This window comes from Rhodopirellula sp. J20-39 (genome assembly GCF_057365095.1).
Genome location: NZ_CP195123.1, coordinates 6,202,767 through 6,229,068, shown reverse-complemented (window position 1 = coordinate 6,229,068; position 26,302 = coordinate 6,202,767). Strand labels below are relative to the sequence as shown.

At 55.2% G+C, this 26,302-nt stretch carries 19 protein-coding genes; 13 read left to right on the top strand and 6 right to left on the bottom strand.

Features of this window, described 5'->3' with window-relative positions; all coding sequences use genetic code 11:
- Positions 1-5: 5 nt before the first annotated feature.
- Positions 6-2,210 (bottom strand): DUF4129 domain-containing protein, encoded by a 2,205-nt coding sequence (locus tag ACR3ZL_RS22685; protein ID WP_486172985.1) that lies wholly within the window; start codon positions 2,208-2,210, stop codon positions 6-8.
- Positions 2,211-2,510: 300 nt separating this feature from the next.
- Here ACR3ZL_RS22685 and ACR3ZL_RS22680 point away from each other — a divergent pair, with 300 nt between their 5' ends.
- Positions 2,511-3,692, top strand: a complete 1,182-nt coding sequence (locus tag ACR3ZL_RS22680; protein WP_473650811.1) for a hypothetical protein — start codon at positions 2,511-2,513, stop codon at positions 3,690-3,692.
- Positions 3,693-4,283: 591 nt separating this feature from the next.
- Entirely contained in the window at positions 4,284-4,601 is a 318-nt protein-coding gene (locus ACR3ZL_RS22675; protein ID WP_473650812.1) for a hypothetical protein, read from the top strand.
- Positions 4,602-4,732: 131 nt separating this feature from the next.
- Here ACR3ZL_RS22675 and ACR3ZL_RS22670 read toward each other — a convergent pair whose 3' ends face one another.
- Positions 4,733-8,323 carry a mechanosensitive ion channel domain-containing protein gene (locus tag ACR3ZL_RS22670; protein ID WP_486172984.1) on the bottom strand — a complete coding sequence of 1,197 codons (3,591 nt, stop codon included), beginning with the start codon at positions 8,321-8,323 and terminating at the stop codon, positions 4,733-4,735.
- 54 nt (positions 8,324-8,377) lie between these two features.
- Here ACR3ZL_RS22670 and ACR3ZL_RS22665 point away from each other — a divergent pair, with 54 nt between their 5' ends.
- Together ACR3ZL_RS22665 and ACR3ZL_RS22660 are read left to right on the top strand one after the other, a co-directional pair.
- On the top strand, positions 8,378-9,814 hold the full coding sequence (locus ACR3ZL_RS22665) for a hypothetical protein (RefSeq protein ID WP_473650813.1): 1,437 nt from the start codon (positions 8,378-8,380) through the stop codon (positions 9,812-9,814).
- Between the two features lie 126 nt (positions 9,815-9,940).
- Positions 9,941-12,772 (top strand): phosphoenolpyruvate carboxylase, encoded by a 2,832-nt coding sequence (locus tag ACR3ZL_RS22660; RefSeq protein ID WP_473650814.1) that lies wholly within the window; start codon positions 9,941-9,943, stop codon positions 12,770-12,772.
- 204 nt (positions 12,773-12,976) lie between these two features.
- Here the strand turns inward: ACR3ZL_RS22660 and ACR3ZL_RS22655 are convergent, their stop codons facing one another.
- Positions 12,977-14,068 carry a DUF937 domain-containing protein gene (locus tag ACR3ZL_RS22655; RefSeq protein ID WP_473650815.1) on the bottom strand — a complete coding sequence of 364 codons (1,092 nt, stop codon included), beginning with the start codon at positions 14,066-14,068 and terminating at the stop codon, positions 12,977-12,979.
- A 221-nt stretch (positions 14,069-14,289) separates the two neighbouring features.
- On the opposite strand from ACR3ZL_RS22655, the gene ACR3ZL_RS22650 reads away from it, so the two are divergent.
- The 5 genes from ACR3ZL_RS22650 (at position 14,290) to ACR3ZL_RS22630 (ending at position 17,306) form a co-directional block, all read left to right on the top strand.
- A complete protein-coding gene (locus tag ACR3ZL_RS22650; RefSeq protein ID WP_473650816.1) occupies positions 14,290-14,814 on the top strand; it encodes a 3-hydroxyacyl-ACP dehydratase FabZ family protein in 525 nt (174 codons plus the stop codon).
- Positions 14,815-14,854: 40 nt separating this feature from the next.
- Positions 14,855-15,244, top strand: coding sequence for an acyl carrier protein (locus tag ACR3ZL_RS22645; RefSeq protein WP_473650817.1), 390 nt, complete (start codon positions 14,855-14,857; stop codon positions 15,242-15,244).
- A gap of 3 nt (positions 15,245-15,247) precedes the next feature.
- Positions 15,248-15,754: a 3-hydroxyacyl-ACP dehydratase FabZ family protein gene (locus ACR3ZL_RS22640; protein ID WP_473650818.1), complete on the top strand. Its 507-nt coding sequence runs from the start codon at positions 15,248-15,250 to the stop codon at positions 15,752-15,754.
- Between the two features lie 6 nt (positions 15,755-15,760).
- Positions 15,761-17,050: a beta-ketoacyl-[acyl-carrier-protein] synthase family protein gene (locus ACR3ZL_RS22635; protein ID WP_473650819.1), complete on the top strand. Its 1,290-nt coding sequence runs from the start codon at positions 15,761-15,763 to the stop codon at positions 17,048-17,050.
- Positions 17,051-17,138: 88 nt separating this feature from the next.
- The gene (locus tag ACR3ZL_RS22630) at positions 17,139-17,306 is read left to right on the top strand and encodes a hypothetical protein (RefSeq protein ID WP_473650820.1); all 168 of its coding nucleotides are present in this window, start codon (positions 17,139-17,141) and stop codon (positions 17,304-17,306) included.
- Positions 17,307-17,321: 15 nt separating this feature from the next.
- Here ACR3ZL_RS22630 and ACR3ZL_RS22625 read toward each other — a convergent pair whose 3' ends face one another.
- Both ACR3ZL_RS22625 and aroE read right to left on the bottom strand, forming a co-directional pair.
- Positions 17,322-17,768, bottom strand: coding sequence for an RbsD/FucU family protein (locus ACR3ZL_RS22625; protein WP_473650821.1), 447 nt, complete (start codon positions 17,766-17,768; stop codon positions 17,322-17,324).
- Between the two features lie 6 nt (positions 17,769-17,774).
- Positions 17,775-19,268, bottom strand: a complete 1,494-nt coding sequence (gene aroE / locus ACR3ZL_RS22620) for a shikimate dehydrogenase (RefSeq protein WP_473650822.1) — start codon at positions 19,266-19,268, stop codon at positions 17,775-17,777.
- A gap of 229 nt (positions 19,269-19,497) precedes the next feature.
- Between aroE and ACR3ZL_RS22615 the strand changes: the two genes are divergently transcribed.
- The 3 genes from ACR3ZL_RS22615 to folP all read left to right on the top strand — a co-directional run bounded on the left by ACR3ZL_RS22615 (position 19,498) and on the right by folP (position 23,413).
- Positions 19,498-20,874, top strand: a complete 1,377-nt coding sequence (locus ACR3ZL_RS22615) for an outer membrane protein assembly factor BamB family protein (protein ID WP_486172983.1) — start codon at positions 19,498-19,500, stop codon at positions 20,872-20,874.
- A 242-nt stretch (positions 20,875-21,116) separates the two neighbouring features.
- Positions 21,117-22,445, top strand: coding sequence for a coproporphyrinogen-III oxidase family protein (locus ACR3ZL_RS22610; protein WP_473650824.1), 1,329 nt, complete (start codon positions 21,117-21,119; stop codon positions 22,443-22,445).
- The gene (gene folP, locus ACR3ZL_RS22605) at positions 22,442-23,413 is read left to right on the top strand and encodes a dihydropteroate synthase (protein WP_473650825.1); all 972 of its coding nucleotides are present in this window, start codon (positions 22,442-22,444) and stop codon (positions 23,411-23,413) included. Before ACR3ZL_RS22610 ends, folP begins: the two co-directional genes overlap by 4 nt.
- Positions 23,414-23,440: 27 nt before the next feature.
- Here folP and yaaA read toward each other — a convergent pair whose 3' ends face one another.
- On the bottom strand, positions 23,441-24,244 hold the full coding sequence (gene yaaA / locus ACR3ZL_RS22600) for a peroxide stress protein YaaA (protein WP_473650826.1): 804 nt from the start codon (positions 24,242-24,244) through the stop codon (positions 23,441-23,443).
- Positions 24,245-24,406: 162 nt separating this feature from the next.
- Here yaaA and ACR3ZL_RS22595 point away from each other — a divergent pair, with 162 nt between their 5' ends.
- Positions 24,407-26,137 carry a flagellar basal body P-ring protein FlgI gene (locus ACR3ZL_RS22595; protein ID WP_473650827.1) on the top strand — a complete coding sequence of 577 codons (1,731 nt, stop codon included), beginning with the start codon at positions 24,407-24,409 and terminating at the stop codon, positions 26,135-26,137.
- Positions 26,138-26,302 lie beyond the last annotated feature (165 nt).

The window sequence follows — 26,302 nt, the reverse complement described above, 5'->3', positions numbered from 1 at the left end:
AGCGTTCATTCTTCCAGTTGAGGCCGCATCACTTCCCAGACATCGGCAGCCGCTTGGATGTCCTTGGTTCCTGCAGCGGAGCGTCCGTAAACGACCCGGTTGTACGCGCCGACCACTTTCAATGCTGAACGCTTCAACGCGGGGAACTGGGCGACCAATCGTACGACAAACTCGCTGGGGGTTTCGTCATTGCTGCGGCGAATGCCTTGTTCTCTCGCCCACGCTTCTAAGGCTTGAAACGTGACCACGATGGCTTTGCCGGGTTCTTGTTGTCCGATTGGGTTTCGGATCGAGGCAAATGATGGCTCGTCCACTGCATCGGATGGCGACGCCGTGGATAGCGGTTCTCGGGCCCGGTGCGGCGACGATCGGCCCGCCATAACTCGGTTGATCCAATCGATCAAAGCCTCGTGGTTCAAGTACAGGTAGAGTAGAACGATCCCTACCAAAAATGCGATGAAGATCGACTTCAGCCAGTTGGATGCGCCGTTGATTAACTCGCCAAATTGTTGCTTTTTGGCTGCCGAAAACGCTTCGCTGGATTCGGACTCTGGCGTGCTATTGTCCCGCTGGCGAGTCGCTGATTTCGTCTGATCTGGATCCTGTGACTCTGGTGAATTGGACTGAGTCGATTTGGACGGGGCGGCTTGGGAATTGTCCGGCTTGGGTTGCTCGGATTTCGGTTTGCTGGAGTCCGGTTTCGGTTGGTCCGGTTTCGATTCATCCGGTTTGGCGTTTGGATCTTTTTGATTTGGGGGCTGAGGGTTCGAAGCTTGTTTGGTTGGTCCCGGTTCGTCGGGTTTGGACTTGGGATTGGTGGGTTTGGAGTCCTCTGATTCCGACTTGTTCGAATCGGATTGCTTTGGTTTTGATTGCGACTCTCCATTGGGTGGTGTACTCGCATCAGCATCTGACTTCCCTGCATTTTTCGGTTTGGCCCCAGATCCGTCTGACTTGTTTTTCCCCTCTTCGGAGGCTTGGGGTTCGCCTTGCTTTTCACTGTTGGAGGTTTGGCCTTCCGAACTTGGTTTGCCCTGCTTACCACCAGGATCGCTGCCGACCGGGCCGTCATCGCGTTGTCCTTGGTTGCCGCCGGGAGGGGCGCCTTTTTTAGTTTGCGTCGATGAACCGGTTTGCTCTGCGGGCGATTCGGTTTCCTCACGCAAGTCATCGGACTGGGCATCGCCGCTCGATGATTGCTCGGCGCCCTCGTCGCCCCAGCCATATTGGCTGCCGGAAAATGGTTTGTCGGTGTCGAACAATATTGGCATCTCGAATGACGCCAAGGTGCGACCGGGAAGAGGTGCCAACAAGGCGAGCAGCAAGATAGCGGCAATCATCACCATGCCGCCAACCAACCAAGCAACCGTGGTTTGCACTGGCATTTCAGTGTCACGTTGTCTCAGGTAGCGACGCAAGTTGAGGAACGACGTCACCACTAACAACGAGAGGCTAGAAAACAGATAGATCGTTAGCAGTTTTCGAGCAGCCAGACCGCTGGCTTCGCCCAAGAAGAACTGCCCCAGCCCGAACAGCGGTAAGGCTCCCAAGGCCAGGTACAGCACCGTCCGGCCAGGCTGACTGGCCTCGCTCTTGAAACTCGTAACGCTGGGCACCGTGTCACCGGTGGTTTCTGGGGGCGTCGAAGCATCTGGATCGGCCTCATCACGGCGGGCCGAGCCTCGCAGCAATCGCATCATTCCTTTTGCGGAGTCGATCAGCCCCTGACCACTGCTGTCGATGCTGTCATCGACGATGGTGCAGTCGTGCACGATCCGGTCGGCGAGGTAGCCTACTACCGCGATCACGATGAGCGACGCGATCGGATTACCGACAAACCGAAATAGGACGATGAACGTTGCGATGCCGAGGGCCACGATGTAACCCAGTGAGTATTCGCGACTCTGCTCGATCGACATGCGAGCGCTGGCGGTGACTCCCATCGTGTAGAAAAACAGCGTCCACATCACCCGAGTTGGATAGTGTCCGGAATAGAAAATCAGGACCAGGAATCCGGCCAAGCTATACAGCATCGCAAACACCAAAATGGGTGCTAATGCGATAGCGGCATAATCAGCGAGCGTTTGCTCGCGGCGTCCAGACACAGCGGATTGCGGAATAAGGTTGGTGGTTTGGGTAAACCAGGTTGCTGAATACAGGCTCGTCACGGTGATCGGAGCAACATGCCAGTTTGGTGTACGGCCAGTCATCTCGTTCGAGCGGTCTTATTGTAGACGATCGAACCTGGAGCAATCTGGCTGTTGCCAAAACCCACCCCGGTGGCGAACACAAGCCTCCTTTGCCCAGACTTTCGAGACGCGGCCGCCAAATTTAGGGGCTTCCGGGAAAGTGCGGAGTTGATTGGTCCAAAACCCATCAATCCATCCGTGCCGGGCTTTACTCAAAAGACGAATTTTTGATAACTCCGACGATACGGCTCGATTCGTTAACGGATCGTATGCACGAATTGATCCCCATGGCCCTCCCCTGAACGCTGGAAACGACATTTCATGAGCAAGCTGCTACGAAATTGTTCGACTTGGTCCACACTCGTCATCCTGATCGGACTCGGGTTCGCTCCCAATAGCTCGTCGGCTGAAGGGCCGTCCCTGTTGAGAATGTTCTCTCGGGGGGCCAAGGTCGAAGCTGACTCGTCGAAAGCCTACAAACTGACCCAAGAAGATGGCCCATGGATGATTCTGGCCCACACCTTTGTCGGTCCGGGATCGCAAGAGCGTGCGGAGCGATTGGTGATGGAAGTTCGCCAAGATCTCAATATGCCGGCGTTCATCTATGAAGAGGACTTTGATTTTTCAGGCGAACTGAATCCGGGGTCCCCGATCCAGCGAACGGGCGGCAGTGCTGGCTACCAACGCAAAATGAAATACAAGAATCCGATTCGCTACCAAGCTCACGCAGTCTTGGTGGGCGAATATGATTCGGCCGAACATCCACGGATCGAAAGCGACCTACAAAAGGTCAAAACCGCGAGTTGTGCTGTTTTCGGCGACGCCAAGGAAATGGCGGCTGAAAACGACATTCGCAACCCTGTCACAGCAGTGAAGGCCTGGCACCAAAAATTAGTCACTCGCATGGGTGACCAGAAAACCGGTGCCATGGGTAATGCGTTCTTGACCCGTAACCCAATGCTTCCAGACGACTATTTTCAGGCACCACAAGTTGATTCTTTTGTCCGAAACTTAAATGAAGGCAAGCAGCACAGCCTGATTGAATGTGATGGAAAGTACACCGTCGTTGTGCGGACTTTCTCTGGCTTCAACACCATCGTCGATGGCAAGAAGGATAAACAATTTGAACCCAGTGGCGAGCGACTGGATCGTTGTGCGGCTGATGCTGACAAAATGGTTGAATTGCTACGTGAAGACGGTGTCGAAGCCTACCAATTCCACGACCGGACTCAATCGATCGTGACCATCGGTAGCTTCGAGGAACTGGGGCATGAATTGCCAGGCGGAAATTTCCAGTACGCCGAACCGATTCTTGCGGTTATGAACGAGTACCGGGCATTCAACGTGGACCCAAAGCTTGCCAGCCATGTAAAGCAACAGACTACCCAGGGCGTGCCAGTGAAGTGTGTAGCACAGCGATACCCTTTTGACATTCAACCGATGCCAATCGCAGTGCCCAAGGTCAGCAAACGCAGCTTCTACAGTGCTGCATCACGCCGGTAGATCGATCCGGATCGGACGGATTCGCCAGGGTTCGTCCGTGGCGAGATCGACGCGTAAGGACTGAAAACATGTCTTATCGAGCGCCGCACTTGGGTGGAGAAGCCAGTTCTAATTTGGCGTGAAGCGAATCGCTTCCGTTTGCCCGTCCTAGGAATTGGCGATCAATCGATCACCTAACCTCGTAACCGCCTGAGGCTCTCAGATGGTTTGGTGTGGTACTGACCGAGAGGCCTCGGTCAGCTACGAGAGAGGCGTAGGGCTTGGAATGGATACGTCGATTGGGTGCGGATGTGCGCGAAGGCAATTCACGGTGTGATGGGTTTTCAGCTTGCACTGGTCATGCTTGACGTTCAGGCGGAAATACCGAGTCTTTCGAGCACTCACCCTGTAACCGACTGAGGCCCTCGGTCGGTCGTGTCGTGGTACTGACCGAGGGGCCTCGGTCAGCTACGCGGAAGGAGGTGGTGTGAGACTTCGTTTCAGCGATGTGGACCAAGTTGGTAGACTGGACGCTACCTGGTAAGCAGCGATTGTCTGGCGGCTTGCCTTGCGTCATGGACCTTACCGATCTTTTTATCCGACTGAACGCTTATGCCACGGATTGCTGAACTCAACCTCAATGCTGTCCGTTCGGGGGCGAGCCGCCGGTTGTGTATCGCACTTCACGCTCCGGAGCTTGATCCGAAGGACGCCAGCGGGCACACCTTTCGGACACTTCTCGAGTTTGGTGATTTCTACAAGCCGATGTTCATCCACGGCGTCGGTTCGCTCCAGTCGCTTGGATTGGCCGTCAATATGCTTCGGGACCTGCTTGAGATCCTGGAAGAGGGGAAGTGGGTTCTCCACGACCCTGAAACAGGCGAAGTTGTGGACTCACACCTGAACATCTTCCGTAGACCGAAGACTTAATTGCAACGGCTTCCAGAGCTTAGGCACAACAAGCTCGCGAGCGAGTTGTCGGCCGCGACTTTTGTTGGCAATTGTTGACGAACGGATCGGGCCCGCACTTGGTAGCAACACGGTTCGAGTGCTCGAACGCTTTAGGTCGTTGGGGCATTCGATTTGGCACTCGTCGCGATGGAATCGATCAGTTCTTTGGGAAGCGATCGAAGGTGCAAATCACGTTGTGGGAACGCGATTTCGATTTGGGCCTTGTTAAACCGTTTGTTGATTTCGGTATGCAGTTCATGGATCGTCCGCAAACGATTGTCCAAGTCCGAAAGATAGCAACGAACCACCAAGTTCAATGTCGAATCGCCGAAGCCTTCGAAGGTCACGACCGGGGAAGGATCAACCTTGATCGCTTGGTGCTCTTGGCAAATATCGCGGAGCAAGTCACATGCGGCTTCGGTGTCGCTTCCGTAGGCGACGCCCACGTTGATCACGACTCGGTTGGTTGTGTCCGAGAGCGTCCAGTTGACCAAGCGACCGGTAATCAAATCCTTGTTGGGAATGATCAGTTCCTGGCGATCCCAGTTGGTCACCGTGGTCGCTCGCATGCGGATCTTGGCAACGACGCCGGTGGTGTCGCCGAGCGTAACGATATCGCCGACTCGAATAGGTTGTTCGAATAGGAGAATGAGCCCGCTCACAAAGTTGGCGAAGATTTCTTGCAAACCAAACCCAAGACCGACGCCCAACGCCGCGACAAGCCACTGGATGTTGTCCCATCGCAAACCGAACGTTCGGGCGCTGAAAGCGAGTCCAATGAACAACAGTGCGTAGGTACCTAGCGTCGTGATCGCGTAACGAACAGGCTTTTCCAATGGCAGTCGTTCCAGCAGCACACCCTCGATCAAACCGGGAAGGTTGCGCACCGAAGCCCAGGTCAAAATTAGAACTGGAATCGCCTTGATCGCGTCCGCAAGCGTGACCCAAGTTTTCTCTTCGTTTTCGCCAACGATTGACCACAGGTGGACGGCTTCTAAATAGCCAATTGCGGGTAAGACGGGGGACCAGATATAGGCCACTCCGATCAACGCGGCAATGAACAAGAAGGTGCTGACCAGTCGGCTCGTTTGAGCATTGATTTCCGCAGCTTCCAAGCTGGTGGTGGGCTCAACTTCAACGCCTTCGAGTCCGGCGACTCCGCCAATTCGCTGATTTTCTTCCAGTCGCTCGCGGTGGACCGCCCATGCCAGACGTCGGCGTTGGGTTAGCAGCCAACGTCGCATCAAGCCATTCAGATAAAAAGTCAACAGGCAAAGCCATAGCGTCCAGTACAGTTGGCGAATCAAGACGACCGCGGCGCTTCCGTATCCGGCCAAAGCGACCCCTGAGAACAGGATGGGCATCACGACGATTGGAAGGAACCAAACATGTCGTAGTCGGGCGAGCCAGCCGTTGGGCTTTTCGCGGATGGAAACTGAGAAAATGCCCTGCTCCGGTTCTAACATTTTCCACAAGACGCAGCTCAACAGCACCATGCCGCTAACCAGCATGACTCGCCCGAGTGCTTGGGTCAGTTGGTAGCTGCCGAGGTAATGCGCGGTAGCGAATACAAGCAAGATGGGAACGCCGAGGTCGATTAGAATTCGCAGCCAACGTCGTAGGCCTTTGATCGATTCTTCGTCGATGTCGAAGTGAGCGATGGCAAGCCCGCGGGGGCGTAGCCATTGGCGGAGCAGTTCGATGGGTAAGACTGCGATGGCCGCTAGGTGAAAGGCTTTGGCTAAGGCGCGAACCAGCGGTTCTTCTCCTCGCGAAGCAATGAATGCATCTCCCACAATCCACAACAGGATTACCAAGGGAAGCACTAATGCAGCGGACAAAAGCGTTGCCGCAAAAGTAGGACGCAAGGATGTGCTTTGGCGACTGGCGGCGCGTTCCCCAAGCGTCAGCATCCGGCGACGGAGTCTGGCACCGGCAACCAGGATGGTGAGGAAGGCGACCAGTGCGATGACGATCAATTCGGGGCGTTGCCAGAAACCGGTCGCTAGCCGACTGGCCAGAAGTTTCAGGTGATGTGGATGAACAATCCAACGAAACGCTTGCCAAGCCAGCGGTACGTCTCGCACGTGGAAGAGGGGTTCGTTGCGAATCCACACGACGTGCAGGTCGATTTCAGCCAGCAATGTGGTAACGACTTTACGCTGGGTTTCCAGTTCCTGGCGACGATCGGCGAGTTTATTAAGGTGTGTTTCAAGGTCCGCGATGAACTTGCCGAGAAGCTGCACCTCCGTATCAGGAAGGTCCGATTGCGAGCGATGAGCTCCCAAAATGACCTGTTGCGAAAACACATCCATGGGCAGTTCGCCAGCCACGGAATCGTCAATACCTTCGAGGGTCAATTCAAGCCGCCGTTGCAAATCGCGACGTTCTTCGATCACCTGATCGATCGCGGAAATTTGGCGGCTGATCGCCGTTGTCGACGGAAGGCGATTCTTCATCAATTGCAGTTGCAAACCAGCGCTGCTGGAAAGCCCACCACCCTCGGTATTGGAATCCGCGATCTTTTTCTGGGTATCGGCGAGCCGTTCGGACCACTTGGCCGTTTCAGCCTTTTCTTTGGTCAGCAGCCGGTCGGTTTGATCGGTTTCCCCGATGATTTTGACCCAGATGTCTTTTAGCTTGAGAACCTGAGAAAGACTTGGATCGCGATTCGCTCGTTCGAGTTCTTTTTCGTATTTGGCGAGTTCCAGCGTGACTTGGTTTTGACGCATCTTCTGGATCACCGCGGACCAGCGGTTGAAGGCCATCTCGGCTTCCAGAACGTTCTTCTCTTCCGCTTCTTTTCGAAGCGGCAGCAAATCCACCTGCGCCTCAAGCAGCAATTGTTCGGTCTGCATCGCCTCAAGACGTTGTTTCGCGGTCGCGATTTCGGCTTTGCGATGAGCTTCCCGTACCAGTTTCAGTTGGCCGTTGGGGTCATCGTTGAGTTCGCCAATGGACGAAGCTTCCAGCGTGTCAATTTCTTGACGCAGTTTTGCGATTTCGCCCGGAAGCTTTTCCAGTCGTGACTTTCGAGCCGTGATTGCGGAGTCGGCTTTTTGCAGTGCTTCGCGAGCGGCGGCGAGGTTGGTGCTGGCCTTAATCTCGTATTGTTTCAGTTCCTCGAGCGACATCGATCGCCCGTTCACTTCCTCGGCAGGTTTGATTTCCCGCTTGGCATTGCGGGTTGCAATCCCTTTATCAATTGCAATTTTGGAGAGCGACTTTTTGAAGGCGGCCTGTTCGTCGGCCGCGCTTCGATGTTTGGCCAGAGTGGTATCGATGTCCTTCAGCGAGGCCAAAATCCGATCGCGTAGATTGGGATCGAGAGTCGTATCCTCGGTAATACGTTTGGCTTCAGCGGCAACGGCTTCAGCATTGGTCAGCGAGTCAGGATCGATCGCGACCGGGGCAGCTTTTCCTGGCGTCCCATTGCTCGGCTCGGCATCGGCTTGAAAGCGATAGCCGACCGGGATGACGGGCGTGCTATTGGTAGGCGCTGGCGGAAATTGAGCGCACAGGTTCCCTGAAAACGCCAGCGTTATCCCGCAAACTGCAAACCACGCGAGAGCGAGTTCACGCAGGCGTCGGTGGCGAAGCCCATTGGGTGCGTCGGGTGCGTCGGGTGCGTCGGTGGCGAGGTACACGTCGGTGATCCGGCAGGCGAGTTGAACGATACTCGTTGATATTTGGGTCATCATTTCAATAGTGTCTTCGATCCGTTCAGTTGGTCGAAAGGTCAAAGCGGCAATTCGATGAAGTGTTTCGTTTACGTTGTCACGGTGTTGGCTTGGCCCATCCGTCTTGACGCTGTGGCGTGTGTTTTGCTACCGCTACGCATCATGCAATTACTCCGCGACTCATCTCGATATCGCTTCCCGCCCCACTTGTGGGTGTGCATGCGCCAAGATGGATGGGCCGGATGGATGCTTGTATTCGGGCTATTGGCGTCCGGGCTATTAGCGTCGTTGATGAATACGAGCCGCGTATCGGCGCAAACGCTTGACGGTATGCCGGTGACCAGCCCAATAGCGACATCGACTGACCATGCCGCCAGGACGACTCGCTTCGTGTTGCTGCGGAACGATCATGTTCTTTCAGGGCACGTGATCACGCGAGGATCCATGGTAACGGTGCGTAAAGATCGCGATGCGGAAATCACCCTTCGAGCGGACCAAGTGGTCGCAATTCGCGATGACCTGATGGGATTGTTCACTGCACGACAAACATTCAAGCGGCGTAGTAGCCAATTTCGGTTGAACGAATTATTGGACGATGCTGGTTGGTGTGTGGACCAAGGCATGCCGGTTCAAGCGACCAAGCTTTTGATGGCAATTTATCAGGTGGTGCCTAATCATCCGATCGCGGTGCAATTGGAAAGTCGATTGCGTCGAAAGATGAGCCAAGCAGACGAATCCATTGAATCGTCGAATACGCCGCCGGTCAGCCAAACCAGTTTTCTGGCTAACGAAGAGACGTCTCTGGACAACGCATCGCCAAGCGAGGTGCAGCGTCTATCGTCAGTGGATACGCGTCAGGCGAGCCCCGAGTTGCATGTCTTTGCCGCACGGGTCCAAGCGATTTTGCTGTCGCGATGTGGACGTTGCCACAACGAGTCGACCGATCGGCAATGGACACTCACGCTGCCGCAAACCGGTAGCCGGGTATCGAGAACCGGCACGATCGAAAATTTTGAAGGAACCTTGGCGTATTGCGAGCCCGGCGATCCACAATCGAGTGAGTTGTTGCGGTATGCGATGATCGATCATGGCGGCGAGCCCGACGGAAGCGGCAAGCCGCCAATTGCGGAATACGAGCAGCACCTGTTTCGCTCGCTGAGGGATTGGGTGAGTTTCTTGCCTCCGTCATCGACAGAAACGAGTTCGCATTTGAATCAGGCCGGCTTCACCGAATCAAAGGACAGGGGTTTAGGTTTCCCGTCATCGGATGTTAGGGCGGCGATGGGTGCGGTATCGGTCGAGGAAGCGGAGCCGGGCAAGTTGATTGCGGCAACGCCTGCGGATGTTCAAGCATTGTCGCCACCACCGATGGCAGCGGCCATGTCGGAGACGCCTGGTGATTCGAACGTCGAGTCAGCCAACCGGCCGCGGCGATTGCCGATCGTGGAGAATCCAAACGATGTGCGATACTTCAATCGTCAAACGGAACTTCACCGCCAGCTCGGTTTCTGAACACAGTTTGAAGAAATTGCGGTTGCCGCCAATTGACTCCTCCGTCGCGCCGCCACATTCTATTTCGTGTGATCCTGGCTAGATGTCGAGCTGGGCGAACCCAACTCAATCATCAAGCTGATCGCCATGGTCTCCTCTAGTATCTTGACACTCGACGTCCAGCAACTCGATCGTGATTGGGAGTGGTTGCTCGAAGCGTTCGCAACCGTACTTCGGCATGGCGGTGACGGCGAGCTGGCTGATTTGTTGCCTCGCCACGGCGAAGCTTTGGCGGATCGACCGACGCCCAGCGATAGCGTCCAGTTGACTCAGGCGTACTCGATCGCATTTCAGCTTTTGAGCATGGCGGAGCAAAGTTCGGCTGCTCGCTTTCGAGATCACATCGAAAGTGAATCGCACATGGACCAGTTGCCCGCGCTGTGGGCCGACAGCTTGCGTCAGCTAATCGCCGAAGGCTGGACAGCCAACCAGATTGCCGAGCAGTTGTCGTCGGTGCGTGTTGAGTTGGTGTTGACGGCGCACCCGACCGAAGCGAAGCGAGCGACGGTGTTGGCGCATCATCGGCGTTTGTTTGATCGTTTTCAATTGCGGCACCAAGAGGGCCTTCCGCCTTGGAAGCGAAACGAAAACGACCACGCGATTGAGGCGATTTTGAATGTGTTGTGGCGAACCGGCGAGATCTATCTCGATAAGCCGGATTTGCAGTCCGAACGTCGCAACCTGATGGACTACCTCAAACACGTTTTCCCGCGTGCAATGCGACCGTTAGATCTGCGTTTGCGTCAAGCGTGGAGTGAGGTGGGATTGGACCCTGCCGCGATTAAGGATCCTCTTTCGTTGCCGCGGTTGACTTTCGGCACGTGGGTTGGCGGCGACCGCGACGGGCACCCATTGGTCACTCCGGAAGTGACCGCGGAAACATTGATGCAGCTTCGCAGCGGTGCGATCGAATTGCTGCGTGCTGAGCTGGTCCAGCTTGCTCGTTTGGTCAGTCTATCGGCTTACTGGTTGCCGCCATCGAATCGCTTCTTATCGCAGATTGCGACTTTGGCGGAATCGATGGGCGAGACCGGTCAAACTGCTTTGTCACGCAACCCCAACGAACCGTGGCGCCAGTTCCTGAACCTGATGATCGCTAAGTTGCCTAGCGATTTCGTGGCCCTTGGCATCAACAATCATCCGGAAAACCCCGACGCCCCGTGGAAATATCATCACGCCAATGAACTGTTGGCCGATCTGCGTACCCTGCACGACAGTCTGGTGGCTGTCGACATGAGCGACATCGCGGATCATTCAGTCGCCCCGGTAATGCGAATCGCTCAAACGTTTGGGTTCCACTTGGCCGTTTTGGACATTCGGCAAAACAGTGGCAAGCATGATGCAGCAATCGAACAGCTCTTGCAGGCGGCGGGCTTTGCCGACACCCAATTTGCGAATTGGGACGAAGCGAAACGAGTCGAGTTCTTGCAAAAGGAATTGATGAGTTCGCGGCCGATGGTTCACCCTGACTTCACCGCCGGACCTGATTCCCACGCCGTGTTGGGAGCCTTGCGAGTGGTCAAGCAGCACTCGGACTTGTATGGCATTGATGGACTGGGCGCGTTGATTGTCAGCATGACCCGCAACACGTCAGACTTGTTGGCTGTGTACTTTTTGGCAAGGGAAGTCGGCTTGTTGCAGCCAACGGCTGAGGGCCCGATCTGTCCCTTGCCAGTGGTTCCGCTGTTTGAAACGATTGATGACCTCGAAAAGTCGCCTGAGATTTACGATGGCTTTTTAGATCACCCCATTACGCGACGCAGCATGGCAGCTATCGCTGGTCGGCAAGCTGAAGTCCGCGATTTGGTATCGGGCGATGCCAAGACGGCACCGGTGTCGGGTTCCGCGACCAAAGTGGGGCAGGTCATGATCGGCTACAGCGACAGTAACAAAGACGGCGGGATCTTGGCCAGTTTAGTGGGTTTGCGACACGCCCAGCGTCGTTTGACTCAAACCGGTCTTCGGCATGGTGTGCGAGTGAGATTCTTCCACGGCCGAGGCGGCACGATCAGTCGCGGTGCAGGACCAACGCATCGGTTCATCAAGAGCTTGCCTGACACAACGATCGCGGGGGACATTCGTTTAACCGAGCAGGGCGAGACTATTGCCCAAAAGTATGCCCACGAACCGACCGCGATCTACAACCTCGAACTATTCCTGGCCGGGACGACGCGAAAGACGCTTAGCGATTCTCGGTCCGACGCCGCTCCACACGCGTTGGAGCCGACGCTGGTCGAACTGGCCGAGTGGGCACGATCGGCGTACCACGAGTTGTTGCATACCGACGGGTTCGTTGATTTCTTTCGTGCCGCCACGCCGATCGATGCGATTGAGCAAAGTCGGATTGGATCGCGTCCAGCACGTCGAACCGGACAGCACACGCTAAGCGACCTGCGAGCGATTCCTTGGGTGTTCAGTTGGGGACAGGCCCGTTGTTACTTGTCCGGTTGGTACGGCGTGGGAACCGCGCTTGCGAAGCTGAAAGCCGATCAGCCGAAAGTCTTCCAAAACGTGGTTGCCGAGCTTCGCAATTGGGCACCGCTGCACTACTTGATCAGCAACGTGGCAACTAGCGTATCCGCTGTCGATATCGATGTGATGAAGCAGTACGCGGAATTGGTCGAGGACGAAAAGCTTAGGGAGCGTTTCGTTGACGCCATCGAGACCGAATGGCGTTTAGCCGCCAAAATGGTCGAAGAAGTTTACGGTGGGGAGTTGGTAACGCAGCGTCCGAACGTGCAACGCATGATCCAGTTGCGAAGCGAAGGATTGCGTTTGCTGCACCGTCAGCAAATCTCGCTGCTCCGTCGTTGGCGAAGCTATCGAAAGATGGGCGAACAGCAGCAAGCCGACCAGCTATTGCCGGGCTTGTTGTTAAGCGTCAACGCGATCGCATCGGGTTTGGGAACGACCGGTTAGAGAGTCGCACTGAGCGTTTTTTGAGGGGCAGACTCAGTGTGTCAGACTCAGTACTGCCTGGTTTGGGTGTGTGACAGGCTGAAACCTGGACTCCAACGGTGGATGGTTTGGGCTTGAGCCTGTTTGGAACCGCCAACAACGAATCTCAGCAGGCTGAAGGTTAAGCCTCAGCCTGCTTTGAAATGAGATCGGCTCACCGGCGGACTAGACCGTCAGCATGTCGACCTTTTCGAGCATGTTGTCGACGATGGGCTGCAAAATCGGCCCGACGCCGGGAATGGCCATCACCTTGTCGAGCATCTCTTTGATTGGTGTGATCATGTTGCCGACGCTGCCACTGATCTTCTCGCGGACGCCTTCGGGAAGTTTATCCAACAGTGTGGTGATGCCGCCAAGTTGGTCGTTAAGCGACTTCAATTCTGGAACGGCGTCTTTGGCCGATTCTTCGTCGGTGATGTCGGACAAAGTATCAGTGTATTCAGAGAAGGTGTCCTTCAGTTTGCTGGTGACACTCGCGGCATCCATCGCAGGAAGTGCTGTGTCGCCGGTTAAGCCGGATGCGGCGTCAGTGGCGTTCTTTTTCAGTTCATCCAAGTTCGCACCGCCACCGCCCAGGTAGCGATAGGCCAAGAAGGCGAGTACAGCCACGATGAAAAGCGGAAGCAGGAACTTACCCAGCCCGCCGGACGCTCCAGCTACCTGAGGTGGTGTGGCAGGTGTTTTGGCGGTGACGTCCATGGGCGTGTCTTCGAAACCAAGGTCGGTCAATCCAAGTGCTCCGGCCATCCCGCCAGGCATGGCTTTGGCGACTTCGTCTTTCTGGCTCATCAGGAGATTGGCCACGCCGCTGCTATCCAGGCCGAGGGACTTCTTTTGTTTGCCTAGGAAACCCAGCACGATCGGCAGCAGCATCGCCATCAACGATTTGCTGGTTCCGGCGTTCATTCCGGTCGCTTTGCCAATGATCGATCCGATCACATCCGCTTTGTCACCGAACAGGCTGCCAGCCAGTCCGCCGCCCATTTCCGACATTTTGCCAGTGTCGCCACCGGAGAACATGTCGCCGATGTTGTCGAACATTCCGCCGCCGAAATCTTCGGAATCCAGTGTTTTGTCCAGTTCAGCGGCGCCCTCGGGCGTGGAAGCCTGTTTCATCAGTCCGCCCAGGATCGTGGGCAGCAGTGCGGCGATTCCGCCTTGGATCAGTTTGGGGTCCACGCCGATTGCTTTAGCGATTTGGCCAGCGACCATTCCGCCGAGCTGGCCTTTTAGAATTTCCATCATGTTCATTGACATCGTGCGATCTCTCTAAGAAGAGGCTTGAGAACCAGAAAAGGACCTTTGGGAGCTGAATTGTGTGACTAAAACAGGGCAAAGGTTGGGGACGAGTGTTCAGTATGCCGCAGGTAGCGTACAGGGGGGCGATCGCCTACGTCCAAAACAATTTTGGACAAGCAGTCCGTTCTGGGGCGATTCTCCGGTTGAGGGGTTTTGGGTGGGCAACTAAGATTCGCCACATGAAATACAGCCAACTCGATCGCATTACCCTTCTCGAGCCAGGCCAAAAGCTCGTTGGTGAGCGAACTTTGGCCGCCGAAGAGGAATACCTGCGCGACCACTTTCCGCGTTTTCCGGTCATGCCTGGCGTGATGATGCTGGAGGCCTTGCATCAAGCTTCGGTCTGGCTGATCCGCATGTCGCCTGGTTTTGATGAGGCATTGGTGCTTTTGCGGGAAGTTCGTAACGTCAAATTTGGCGATTTTCTTTCGCCCGGCGAGACACTTTCTGTCGAGGCGGAAGTCTTCAAGACCGATGGTCCCATGACGACCATCAAGGCGGTCGCTCGCAAGGGAGATCGTGTGACCGTCGCGGCACGGTTGATTCTGGAAAGCTGCTCTAGTGGCGATCCGGAACATCTTGATACCGACGCCGACCTAAAACGACTGGCCCGCGAACAGTTCTTTCAGCTATACGGTGATTGTCCCGTCGTGGCGAAATTGCGAATGCCCGGCGAGAATGACTCGCCGACGATGACCCCATAATTTACTTTTGTCAGTTCAAACACACTCTTAGGAACGAAAAATGTCGATGTCCGACGAAGATATCTTTGAAAAGGTCCAAGCCGCTCTGGTTGATGCATTGGGCGTTGACGAAGATGAAGCCACTCCCGATGCCACTTTGGTCGGCGACCTGGGTGCGGAATCGATCGACTTCTTGGATATCGTTTTCAAGCTTGAAAAATCTTTCGATATCCAAATTCCTCGCGAAGAACTTTCGCCAGAGGACATTTTGACCAACAGCCAATACGTTCAAGATGGTGTTGTCACCGCTGACGGTATGGCGACTTTGAAGACCCGCATGCCTTGGGCTGACCTGTCGAAGTTCGAAGAAAACCCACGGGTTCAAGATTTCGGCAACCTGTTGACCGTCGGCGACCTTTGCAGCTACGTCGGTAGCAAGGTCAACGCCTAAACAATGCGTTGGTTCTGGGTCGATCGATTTACCGAATTTGTCAGTGGCTCCCATGCCAGTGGCATCAAGAACGTGGCTCTCGATGAAGAGGTGCTCGACGGATATAGCCTGGGTTATCCTGTGCTACCGCCTACACTAATCATCGAGGGGCTCGCCCAAGTTGGCGGAATCCTCGTCCACGAACATTTTCAGTTCACCAAGCGAGTCGTCCTGGCCAAGGTCGCCAGCGTGAAGTATCACGCTCCGGCCAAACCGGGTGACACGCTGAACTATCATGTCACGTTAGGCCGAACTCAAGATCTCGGGGCAACCGTTACCGGGACGAGTCATTGCAACGGTGTGTTGCAGGCTGAAGCGGATTTGATGTTTGCGTTTTTGGAGGAAGGTCACCTTGTTGACGGTCCTCTGTTTAACCCCGGCGACCTGCGGGCGATGTTGCGACTGATGAATTTCTTTCACGTTGCGAAAACCGCTGACGGGCAACCGGTTCCTTATTACCACAATCTTTGAGCGTCCATGTCGTCGCGTCGCCGAGTCGTTGTTACCGGAATCGGAATGATCAACCCTATGGGTTGGGATGTTGCGACCGTCTGGTCTGGCCTGCAAGAAGGTGGCAGCGGTGTGGCTCCAACCACACTGTTCGATGCCAGCGGGTTCCCTACCAAAATTTCAGCTGAAATTAAGGGCTGGGACATCACCAAAGCGGTCGACGATGGTGACCAACATACCGCTCGAGGTCGCCACACCCAATTCGCTATCGCGGCTTCAACGCAAGCGATGAAAGACAGCGGTGTGATGGATTCGATTAGCGATCCGACTCGCATGGGTGTGTACCTGGGCAGCGGTGAAGGTAATCAAGACTTCGGTACCTTCAGTAAGATGATGGTTGCCGCTCTGCAGTCGGGTGAGTACGACGCCAAGCGATTCATCGCGACCGGATTGGATCTGCTCAATCCCGCCAAAGAGCTCGAACAAGAGCCCAACATGCCGGCGGCGCACCTAGCCGCTCGGTTCAACGCTCAAGGCCCAAACTTCAACTGCCTGACCGCGTGTGCAGCAAGCAGCCAAGCGGTTGGTGAAGCGACGGAAATCATTCGCCGCGGCGAAGCTGACGTGATGTTGGCCGGCGGAACACACAGCATGATTCATCCGTTTGGCGTGACCGGTTTTAACCTGTTGACGGCGTTGTCCGAAAGCAACGACGAGCCGACCAAGGCCAGTCGACCATTCGATGCGGGACGCAATGGTTTCGTGTTGGGCGAAGGTTCCGCGATGGTGGTGCTGGAAGAACTCGAAGCCGCCCAGGCTCGTGGCGCAACCATTTATGGCGAGGTTGCAGGATACGGGACGACAGCGGACGCATATCGAATCACCGACATTCCACCGGACGGTCACGGCGGTATCGCAGCAATGCGGATGGCGATCGCGGACGCGGGTTTGAATCCGACCGACATCGGTTACGTCAACGCGCACGGTACCAGTACCAAGGTCAACGACCGTGTGGAAACCAAAGCATGCCGTGAGGTGTTTGGCGAAAACGCGATGAACGTGCCGGTTAGCAGTACCAAGAGCATGATGGGGCACCTGATCGCTGCGGCGGGAGTGACCGAAATGATCGTGTGTTTAATGGCGTTGCGTGATGGTGTTTTGCCACCGACGATCAACTACGAAACGCAAGATCCGGATTGCGACTTGGATTATGTGGCCAACGAAGCTCGCCCGTCGAAGATCTCGCACGCTTTGAATAACAGCTTTGGTTTTGGCGGCCAAAACGTCACGCTTTGCTTAAGCCGATTTAGCGGTTGAGCTTCCTATCGTGTCACTTAGGCTGATCTTGTCGCCCGGCCAACGATTGGGCGCTGTGCTAATCGCGATCAGCGTGCTCGTGTTTCTGATGTCCCTGACGTTATTTTGCGTCTCGTTGGGCCTCGATTTTGAAAACGAAGGCTGGGGAAACGCAGGCAACAATTGGGATGGAGCTCAGCTGTCGATCGCGACGGCTGGATTCACCGTCTCGATCGTGTTGTTCTTCCTTGGCGTCCAGAAAATATCCAGACGCTAATTTGGCCGGACTGAATCAGTCCATTCGTACGCCAATCGTCAATAGCAGGTTGGCGTAGCGTTGTTGGTCGCCAGTCTGGATCGTCAGGACATGGTCTGGCGTGATGACGTTGTCATAGAATTCCCACTTTTCGAGTGGTTTCAGTTCCAAGTCGAGGCCCGCGGCCTTAATGGACTTGCGGTAGTCCTCCCACACGGGAGGATCGCCATCGAGGGCGTAAGGGCCATCGGCTTCGGTTTGCATGGTCGCAGCACCTTCGATCGGCACCGCAGAGAGGATTGCCTGGAGGGCCTGGTCGACTGTGATCAGGCCTGGTGTCAGGTTCATGCTGATCAGTTTCGCATTGGGGCCGCGTTTGTTCAGCGAGGGGTAGTTGCCGTCCGCGATCAATACGGTGCTGTGGTGCCCTGCTGCGGCAAGGATGGCGGTGATCTCGGGGTGGATGAGTTGGCTTCGAAGCATGGTGATCTAGTTCAGTTGGACGGGGTTGGTAGCTTGCTTAATTTTCTGACGCATCAAGTCTGTGGGCGCGTCGCTGCCGGTGAATAGCCGGAATTGGTAGGCGGCTTGGCGGACGAACATATCCACGCCGGTGATGACTTTCGCTGATCGGCGCAGAGCCTGTTTGATCAACAGCGTGTTTTCGGGATTGTAGACGGTATCGAAGACCACCATGAACTGGTTAATAGCGGCTTCTTCGAAGGGAGAGTCGTCGACGTTGGGATGCATGCCGACTGGTGTGCCGTTGACCAATAGGTGTGGGGCGATGGTGTGACGTTCTTTCCAGGGAATCGAATGGCAACCAATCTCGCCAGCCAGCGTGCGGCTGCGTTCTTCGGTTCGCGATGAAATCGTGACATCGCATTGTCGCTGTCGTAGGCCCCATGCGATCGCTCGGGACACACCGCCGGCACCCAAGATTAAAGCGGTCTTTCCTTGCAGCGAATTTTCAGCTCCACGCTCGATACCGAGGGTCTCTTCGATGCAGTCCATCGCGGCTCGGTAATCGGTGTTGTAACCCAGGCGTTCCTTGTTGGAATCGAAGATCATTGTGTTGATAGCACCGATTCCCTTCGCACTTGCTTCGGCTTGGGTGCAGTAATTCATCGACGCTTCTTTGTGCGGGATCGTGATACTGATCCCCTGGATGCCGATGTCGTGACACGTGTTCATGAACGTGTGTAGGTCATCCTTAGGCACTCGAAACGGTAGGTAGCGAGCGTTGATGCCGGAGTCGATGAACGCCGCGTTATGAATCAGCGGGCTGTGGCTGTGTGCGACTGGGTCCGCGATCACGCCAAACAGAGCGGTGTCTTTGTTGATCGAATCGTAGTGATAGAGGCTGTTCATCTCCTTCCAGTTCAGTTGACCGGGAGCGAGCTTCTTGTCGGTGCTGAAGGTGGAGTAGGTGAACGGCGAGCCGACGCGGTTGGCCAGGATTCGGGTCATCATGCCCGTTTCGCCCATGCAGATCCCGATGGTTGGGATTTTTGCTTTGGCAGTGAGCTGGATCATCCGAATGTTGTCGGAGAACGTGTTGGCCATCGTGGCGATTTTGACGATGTCGGCATCTTCGGCGGCCATCGCCTCGTGAAGTTCGTCCAGTTCGTCGGGGGTGCCGCTGAAATCGTGGTAGCTGATGATTCGCTTGGTTTTCCCGTATCGTGGGATTTCCGAAGCAATGTCGGCTTCGATATCGATGTATTCCACGCCCGCAGCAATCGCACTCCGCAACAGCGTCATGCGTTCCGCTTCGGACCTTTCCCACCGTCCGCCGTCTTCCTTGCGCCGGACGGCCACAACGACAGGGCCGGGACGATCGTCCAGGAGACGCTTTAAGTTGACTGCTCGGGTGATGAAATCGAGTCGCAGCTCAACCAATTCAGCGCCTTGTTCCACCAAGAATTGGTGTTCAGCGATCATTCGTTTGTGGCGGGCACGCCCCAGGCTGACGCAAATCATGCAAAATAACTCAAAATCGGTTCTGAAAAGGTCCCTACGCTGCATCGCAAACGGCAGGGTTAATAATCGCCAACCGGCTGGATTGACTGACCAAGTGGGTATAATACTTGCGTGCCACTCGACCGGACACCGTATAAGCCAGACCGATTCTGGAACGATTCGGTTCGGCGAACTTCAAATTAGCCTTTTCGGCTATCTCTCCAGTCTCCTTTCGTAGATTTTGCCACCGATGACACAATCGTTTTGGAGCCAACTAGCCACATCGATCGCCTGTTGCCTCGTAATCAGTGGTGCAGCCTGGGCGGCGGAAACAGCCGAAACACCAGAGGCTCTGCCAGCTGGCCAAACCCAGACCACAGCGAAGGCGGCCGAATCGGTGCGTTGGGTGCCGCTTAGCGAGGGCGATGCTCCGGGCACCAAGAATTGGTTGAGCCCGCGAGGTGATGCCGGGGCAACTGGAGCCACATCTGTAATATTGCCCGATGATTTGAAGGTGTTATGGGAAACCAAGTTGCCCGAGGCGATTGAATCCACCCCCGTCAGCGATGGTAAACGAGTTTTCGTTGCCGATGTGATGGGCGGAGTGCAAGCGTTGAACCTGGCGGATGGATCGTCGCTCTGGCGTAAGGAGTTTGATACTGGGTTTGTTGCCTCGCCGTCTTTGTACTTGCCGGAAAGTTCGGGAAACGACTCTGCGAACCGCGCGTTGCTGGTCGTGGGTGATGTGGAAGGAAATGTCTATGCGTTGAATCCTGAGTCCGGCGACACGTTTTGGAAACAAACGACGGACGGCGAGATCAATGCATCGGCCTCGTTTTTCGCGGTCGTACCGGCGGAAGCTGCGTCTGCCCCAGACGTCTCGGAGGCTTCAGGTGAGAGCGCGGAGATTGCCGGTGTGCCAGCAGTTCCGCCGAAGCCAAGTTCCAAAATTCGGGTTTTACAGACCAGCCAAGATGGAAGTTTGTATTGTTTCGATGCCAGCACAGGGGCTTTGGTTTGGAAGTACGAAACCGGCGACCAAATCCGCTGTGCCCCTTCGATTGGTAACGGAACGACGTTGCTCGGCGGTTGTGACGGCGGTTTGCACGTCGTGAACCTGGCGACTGGTAAGGCGATCCGAGAGCCAATTCCGCTAGAGGGGCCAACGGGAAGTACACCAGCAATTGCGGACGGTGAAGTTTATCTGCCAATCATGGATGGGGTCTTTTACTCGTTCGATTTGGCAAAAGGCGACGAGCGTTGGCAATACGAGGACCCCGATCGAGCCCAGGAATATCGAGGCAGTGCCGCGATTGGGAAAACACGAGTGGTTGTTTCGAGCCGCAATAAGCAGGTCGACGCGATTGACCGAGCAACAGGTAAACAGATCTGGCGTACGACCCTCCGCCGGCGAGCGGACGCTTCCCCCTTGATCGTCGGTAATGATGTCTGGATCGCATCGACCGATGGAAGGTTGTTAAGATTGTCCCTAGAAGATGGGACCGAGCGTTGGTCATTCGAAATTCGAGGCGGCTTTTTTGCTTCTCCGGCCATTGTGGATGGACGCTTGCTGATTGCCGATGATGAGGGTGTGGTGAGGTGTTTTGGCACGACGGAAGATGAATAATCAACGCATGAGCAGATTTTAGACTCCTAACAACCGACGCCCAAACAACCGACGCTCCAAGAAACGACGCGACAGAAATTTTCTAGCTCACCGAATTTTAAAGCTCACCAAAGTTTCTAGCTCACCAGAAGTTGGATGCGGGTGTGGAACCTGCAACTTCATTGACATGGGTAAACGACCTGTGTTTAAGATCTGGGCCGGTGGCCTGGATTCAATCGAACTGACATTACAGCGAATCAATAATGACAAACACATCGAGCGACGACAAAACCGAAGTAGGCAGTGTCTTTATCTCGAACTATCCGCCGTACAGTCAGTGGAAAGGTGATGCGCTGTCGGATGTTCGCGAGCGGCTGAACCAACCACCGCAGGACAACAGCCCGCTGGGTTTGTACTTGCACATCCCGTTTTGTCGTAAACGTTGTAAGTTTTGCTACTTCAAGGTTTTTACGGATGTCAAAGCGGCTGAAGTTCAACGTTATGTCGATGCATTGTGCAACGAAATCTCGATGGTCAGTAAGCTGCCCGTGATGGGGGATCGGCCGTTCCGGTTCGTTTATTTCGGTGGTGGAACACCCAGCTTTTTGTCCCCCAAGCAATTGACCAAACTAGCCGACCGTCTTCGTGAACATATCACTTGGGATGGTGCGGAAGAGGTTACGTTTGAATGCGAACCGGGCACGCTTAGCGAAACCAAAGTCAAAACGCTTCGGGAAACGCTGGGGGTTACCCGATTGAGTTTAGGCATCGAGAATTTCTCGGACCAACTTCTTGAGGACAACGGCCGAGCTCACTTGTCCAAGCAAGTTTTCAACGCTTGGGAATGGATCGAAGCGGCTGACTTTGCCAATGTGAATATCGACTTGATCGCTGGCATGGTGGGCGAGACCTGGGACAATTGGAAAGACAACATTCGCCGCACGATCGAGATGTCGCCTGAAAGCGTGACGATCTATCAGATGGAGTTGCCGTTCAACACGATCTACAGCAAAGACATCTTGGGCAAGAAGATTGAAAGCCCGGTCGCCACTTGGCAGCTTAAACGAGATTGGGTGGACTACGCCTTCGACGAGTTGATTGCCGCCGGGTATAAGGTCAGCAGTGGTTACACGCTGGTCAAAGATCTGGGCGAAGACAGTGGGATGGTGAGTTTTTCTTACCGCGACAACCTTTGGAAGGGTGCCGACCTGATTGCGACCGGGATTGCCAGTTTCGGTCACGCCGGTGGTGTGCACTACCAAAACTTGCCGCACATGCCGGCTTATTTGGAAACGATCGAAAAGGGCGAACTGCCTTTGGGGCGAGGCTTTGTGCCAACGCCGCATCAAACGCTGATCCGTGAAATGATCCTGCTGCTTAAACGTGGCTATTTAGAGCGAGATTATTTTACAAAGAAGTTCGACACCGACATCGTCCAGCAATGGCAAGAGGTTTGGGATGGCTATGTGGAACAGGGCTTAGCTGAGATCAGCGACGACCGAGTGACGCTAACTCGCGAAGGGTTGTTGCGGGTGGATTCGATGCTATCGGCATTCTTCGAGCCTGAGCATCAAAACGTACGGTATACATGAGCCCAGGTTCTGGTAAACGTGATCCCGCTACTAGTGCGGTATGGCAAACGTCGCGGCGGACGCTGACTTACACGGGGCGTCCATTGGTGATGGGCATCCTGAATGTAACGCCGAATAGCTTTTCCGACGGCGGTCGTTTCGCCGTAGGTGAAGTTTCGTCAGGTGACAGTTCCATTGGTAACGCGCCGGAGTCATGCACGGTTGAGTTGGCAATCGACGCCGCGTTGCAGATGCAGGCCGATGGGGCCGACATCATCGACATCGGTGGTGAGAGCACTCGACCTTACAGTGAACCGGTTCAGGCGGACGAAGAGATTCGCCGCGTTGTGCCGGTCATCGACGGACTGGCTGGGCGGCTTTCGATCCCGATTAGTATCGACACCAGCAAGGCGTCAGTCGCCGAAGCGGCTTTGAAAGCTGGAGCCGAGATCATCAACGATGTGACGGGATTGGAGGGTGACCCCGAGATGGTCTCGCTCGCTTTGCAGTCACGGGCGGGGGTCTGCGTCATGCACATGCAGGGAACGCCACAAACGATGCAGGACGCACCTACGTATGGTGACGTGGTGAAAGAGATACGGCAGTATTTGATTCAGCGTCGAGACGCTTGCTTGGAAGCCGGCATTGGTCAGCAGCGGATTTGTTTGGATCCAGGAATCGGATTTGGCAAAACGCACGAGCACAACTTTGAATTGATGCGAGGTGTCGAGTGTTTCACTGACCTAGGATGCGTGTGCCTGATCGGCCATTCTCGTAAGGGCTTTATCAAGAAGCGGCTTGCGGGACTCACCGAAAAAACCGGTCAAGCGTTTGATCCACTTGCGGGCACATTGGGAGTCTCGTTGGCCGCTGCGGTTGCCGGGGCACATGTCTTACGAGTGCACGACGTTCGCGAAACAGTTCAGGCGATTGAGTTGTTTAGTGCTTGTCGTGGAACGCTGGCCAGTGACCCGTTGGCTAGTTCATGAAGCTGACGCCGCGTCTCGAGTTCCGAATCAGCCACGCAAAAACACGGGCACTTTGTCGGTTGAGGACTCAGCGTCGTAGCGATAGCCGTCTTCGTCGAATTGAGTCAGTTTGGCAAGCGTCCGAACTCGATTGCGAATCACCCAGGCGGCCATCGTGCCGCGAGCTTTCTTGGCGAAGAAGCTGATGATCTTGTATTTGCCGTTCTTCTTTTCCTTGAACGCGGGGGCGACCACGTCGGCTGGAAGCAGGGCTCGTTTGACGCTGCGGAAGTACTCGTTCGAAGCCAGGTTCAGTAGGAAGCGTGACTGGTTTTCTTCCATTTGTTTGGCAAGCTCCTGGGTGATGTCGTCATCCCAAAACGCGTACAGGTCTTTGCCGTGCTCATTGGCGAGCGTGGTGCCCATTTCCAGGCGGTACGGAAGGATATGGTCGAGCGGCCGCAGTACGCCGTAGAGCCCCGACAGGATCCGGATCTGATCCTGAGCGACTTCGAGTTGCTTGGGTGTGAATGAATCAGCGTTCAGGCCCTGGTAGACATCGCCTTGGAACGCAAAGAGAGCCTCTTTCGAGCCGTCCGTTGGGTGGGGAGTCGCCCAGTCCTGGAAGCGGCTGTGGTTCAGCTCAGCCAGAGCCTCGCTGATCCCCATCATTCGGCGTAGGTCGTCAGGCGTCTGAGATTTCAGCAATTTGGCAAGCTCGCTGCTGCGTTTAATCAGAGCGGGACATTGTTCCGATCGGGCCCGCGATCCAACTTTCAAACTCGCCGGTAATTTGACGGGAACGGCGGACTCGAAATCCATGGTTTTAGCGGGTGAAAGTACGATCAACATGCTGCGATGACTGCTCTAGGTGCGACAACGGGAGCCCACCGGGGGCTTCGTGAAACTGCGAGCTTACAAAACGTCACTTGTGCTTGCGATGGGCAATTCGCTAGCTCCTAAGCGTTGAGATCAAAGTCGACTCGAGAAATTTCCTTTTTTGCATTCCAAGCTATGCCTTTTTCACGTTTCCAGATGGTTCAAGCTGCCTTCGCATGCAGTCTTTGGGTGTTTGTGGCAGGCTGCACTTCGCTGTTCAATCGCGGTGACAGTTCGAACGGCAAGGACGAAGGGTTTCCAAAACTACTTTCTCCACCTAAACCGCCCGAATTGGTGCGTGAAGCCGCCGTACCCCAGGGACTCAACGAAATTCGGGTCGATGGTGTCGCGGTTGTTAATCAATTGCCTGGAACAGGCGGCCCGGCCTTGCCGTCGCTGTTTCGGGACCGGTTGTTAGAGGAAATGAAGCGAAACGAAATTGCCAAGCCCAACGACTATCTGGAACGGGATGACACCGCCTTGGTGCAGGTTCGCGGTTTGATTCCGCCCGGAGCTCGACGCGGTGATCCGATCGATTTGCAGATCCTGACACCTCCGAAGACGGAAGCATCTGACCTGCATGGTGGTTGGTTGTTGGACACCCGTTTGCGGCACCAGCAGATGTTGCAAAACACCGTCCGCAGCAGCGGTGTGATGGCCGTTGGTACCGGAGCGGTGCTGACACGAGCCGATTTCGACGGGACTGATGACGCAACGCTTCAAGTTTCAGGACGAATCTTGTCAGGCGGACTGGTTCAAAAAGACCGCAAGTTGGGGTTGGTTCTACGTCCAGAATTCCAGCATGTCAAAATATCAACAGCCATTGCTGACGCGATCAATCGACGCTTCTACTTCTTTGACGGAACGACCCGTCGAGGCATCGCGAAACCCGTGGAAGATGACTACATCGAGTTGGATGTTCATCCCCGTTACCGAAACCACGAAGACCGTTTGATGGCGGTGGTTCGAGCCGTCACGGTTGCTCCAGAATCGACCGGGACGCAGGCAAAGCTGATCACGCTTGCCGAGCGTTTGCGGAACCCACCCACCGCTGCGGATGCCGCAATCCAGCTCGAAGCATTGGGCGAAGCCGCGATTCCTACGCTTATCGAAGGGGCACAGAACTCGAATCCAGAATTGCGATTCTACGCTGCTGAATCGCTCGCATACTTAGGACGCAAAGAGGCGATCGAACCTTTGATCGCGGGAGTGCGTTCGCATCCCGCGTTCCGTGCTCCGTCGTTAGCTGCGTTGCAAGGATTGCAAGATCCGGCTGTAGTTACCGCAGTGCTTTCGTTGATGGATGAAGCCAGTCTTGAAACACGCTACGGTGCGTTGGTCACGCTTCGAGAACGGAAAGACGGCAAGTCGGCTCTGAATACAATGAACCTGAGCGGCAAGTTCCGCTTGTACCAAGTGCCGTCGTTAGGCACCCCCGCAGTGATCGTTTCGTTGAATCGGAAGTCGGAAATTGTATTGATGGGGACGATGTCGCCTTTAGCGATGGACTCGTTCTTCATCGGCCCGAGTGGCATCGTAGTTCGTCGAATCGAAACGGATTCATCGGTCTCGGACAATTCTGGGAGCACGAGTCAGCAATTTCGAATCAGTCGATTCCGTCCCGGACAAGCCGATGCGTTTGCCGAAGTTGAGGCGACTCTGCCAGGCTTGTTGAGAGGGATTACCGAAGTGGGTGGCGGATACGGCGACGCAGTCGCAACGCTACGCATGGCGAAAGAACAGGGCGTGCTGGTCGATCAGCTAGCATTTGATCCTCTACCGAAATTCCAACGCGTCTATTACCGCGAATCGGATGAGGAACCATCCGAAGACGAGGAAGCAGATGACGATGAGGCCGAGCTTTAGGATGGAAGGGCCACAGGACCACTGGGGCTTGGTGGCCGGTGAAGCTTGGATACTTTGGTTGGGGAGAGGTCCGCTTCCGATTCTTCTGGGACTTTTGCCTGCTGCCGTGGTGTTGTCCAGCTAGCGATTGAATTGTTTGTTAGAACAGGACACTCGTTGACTGCA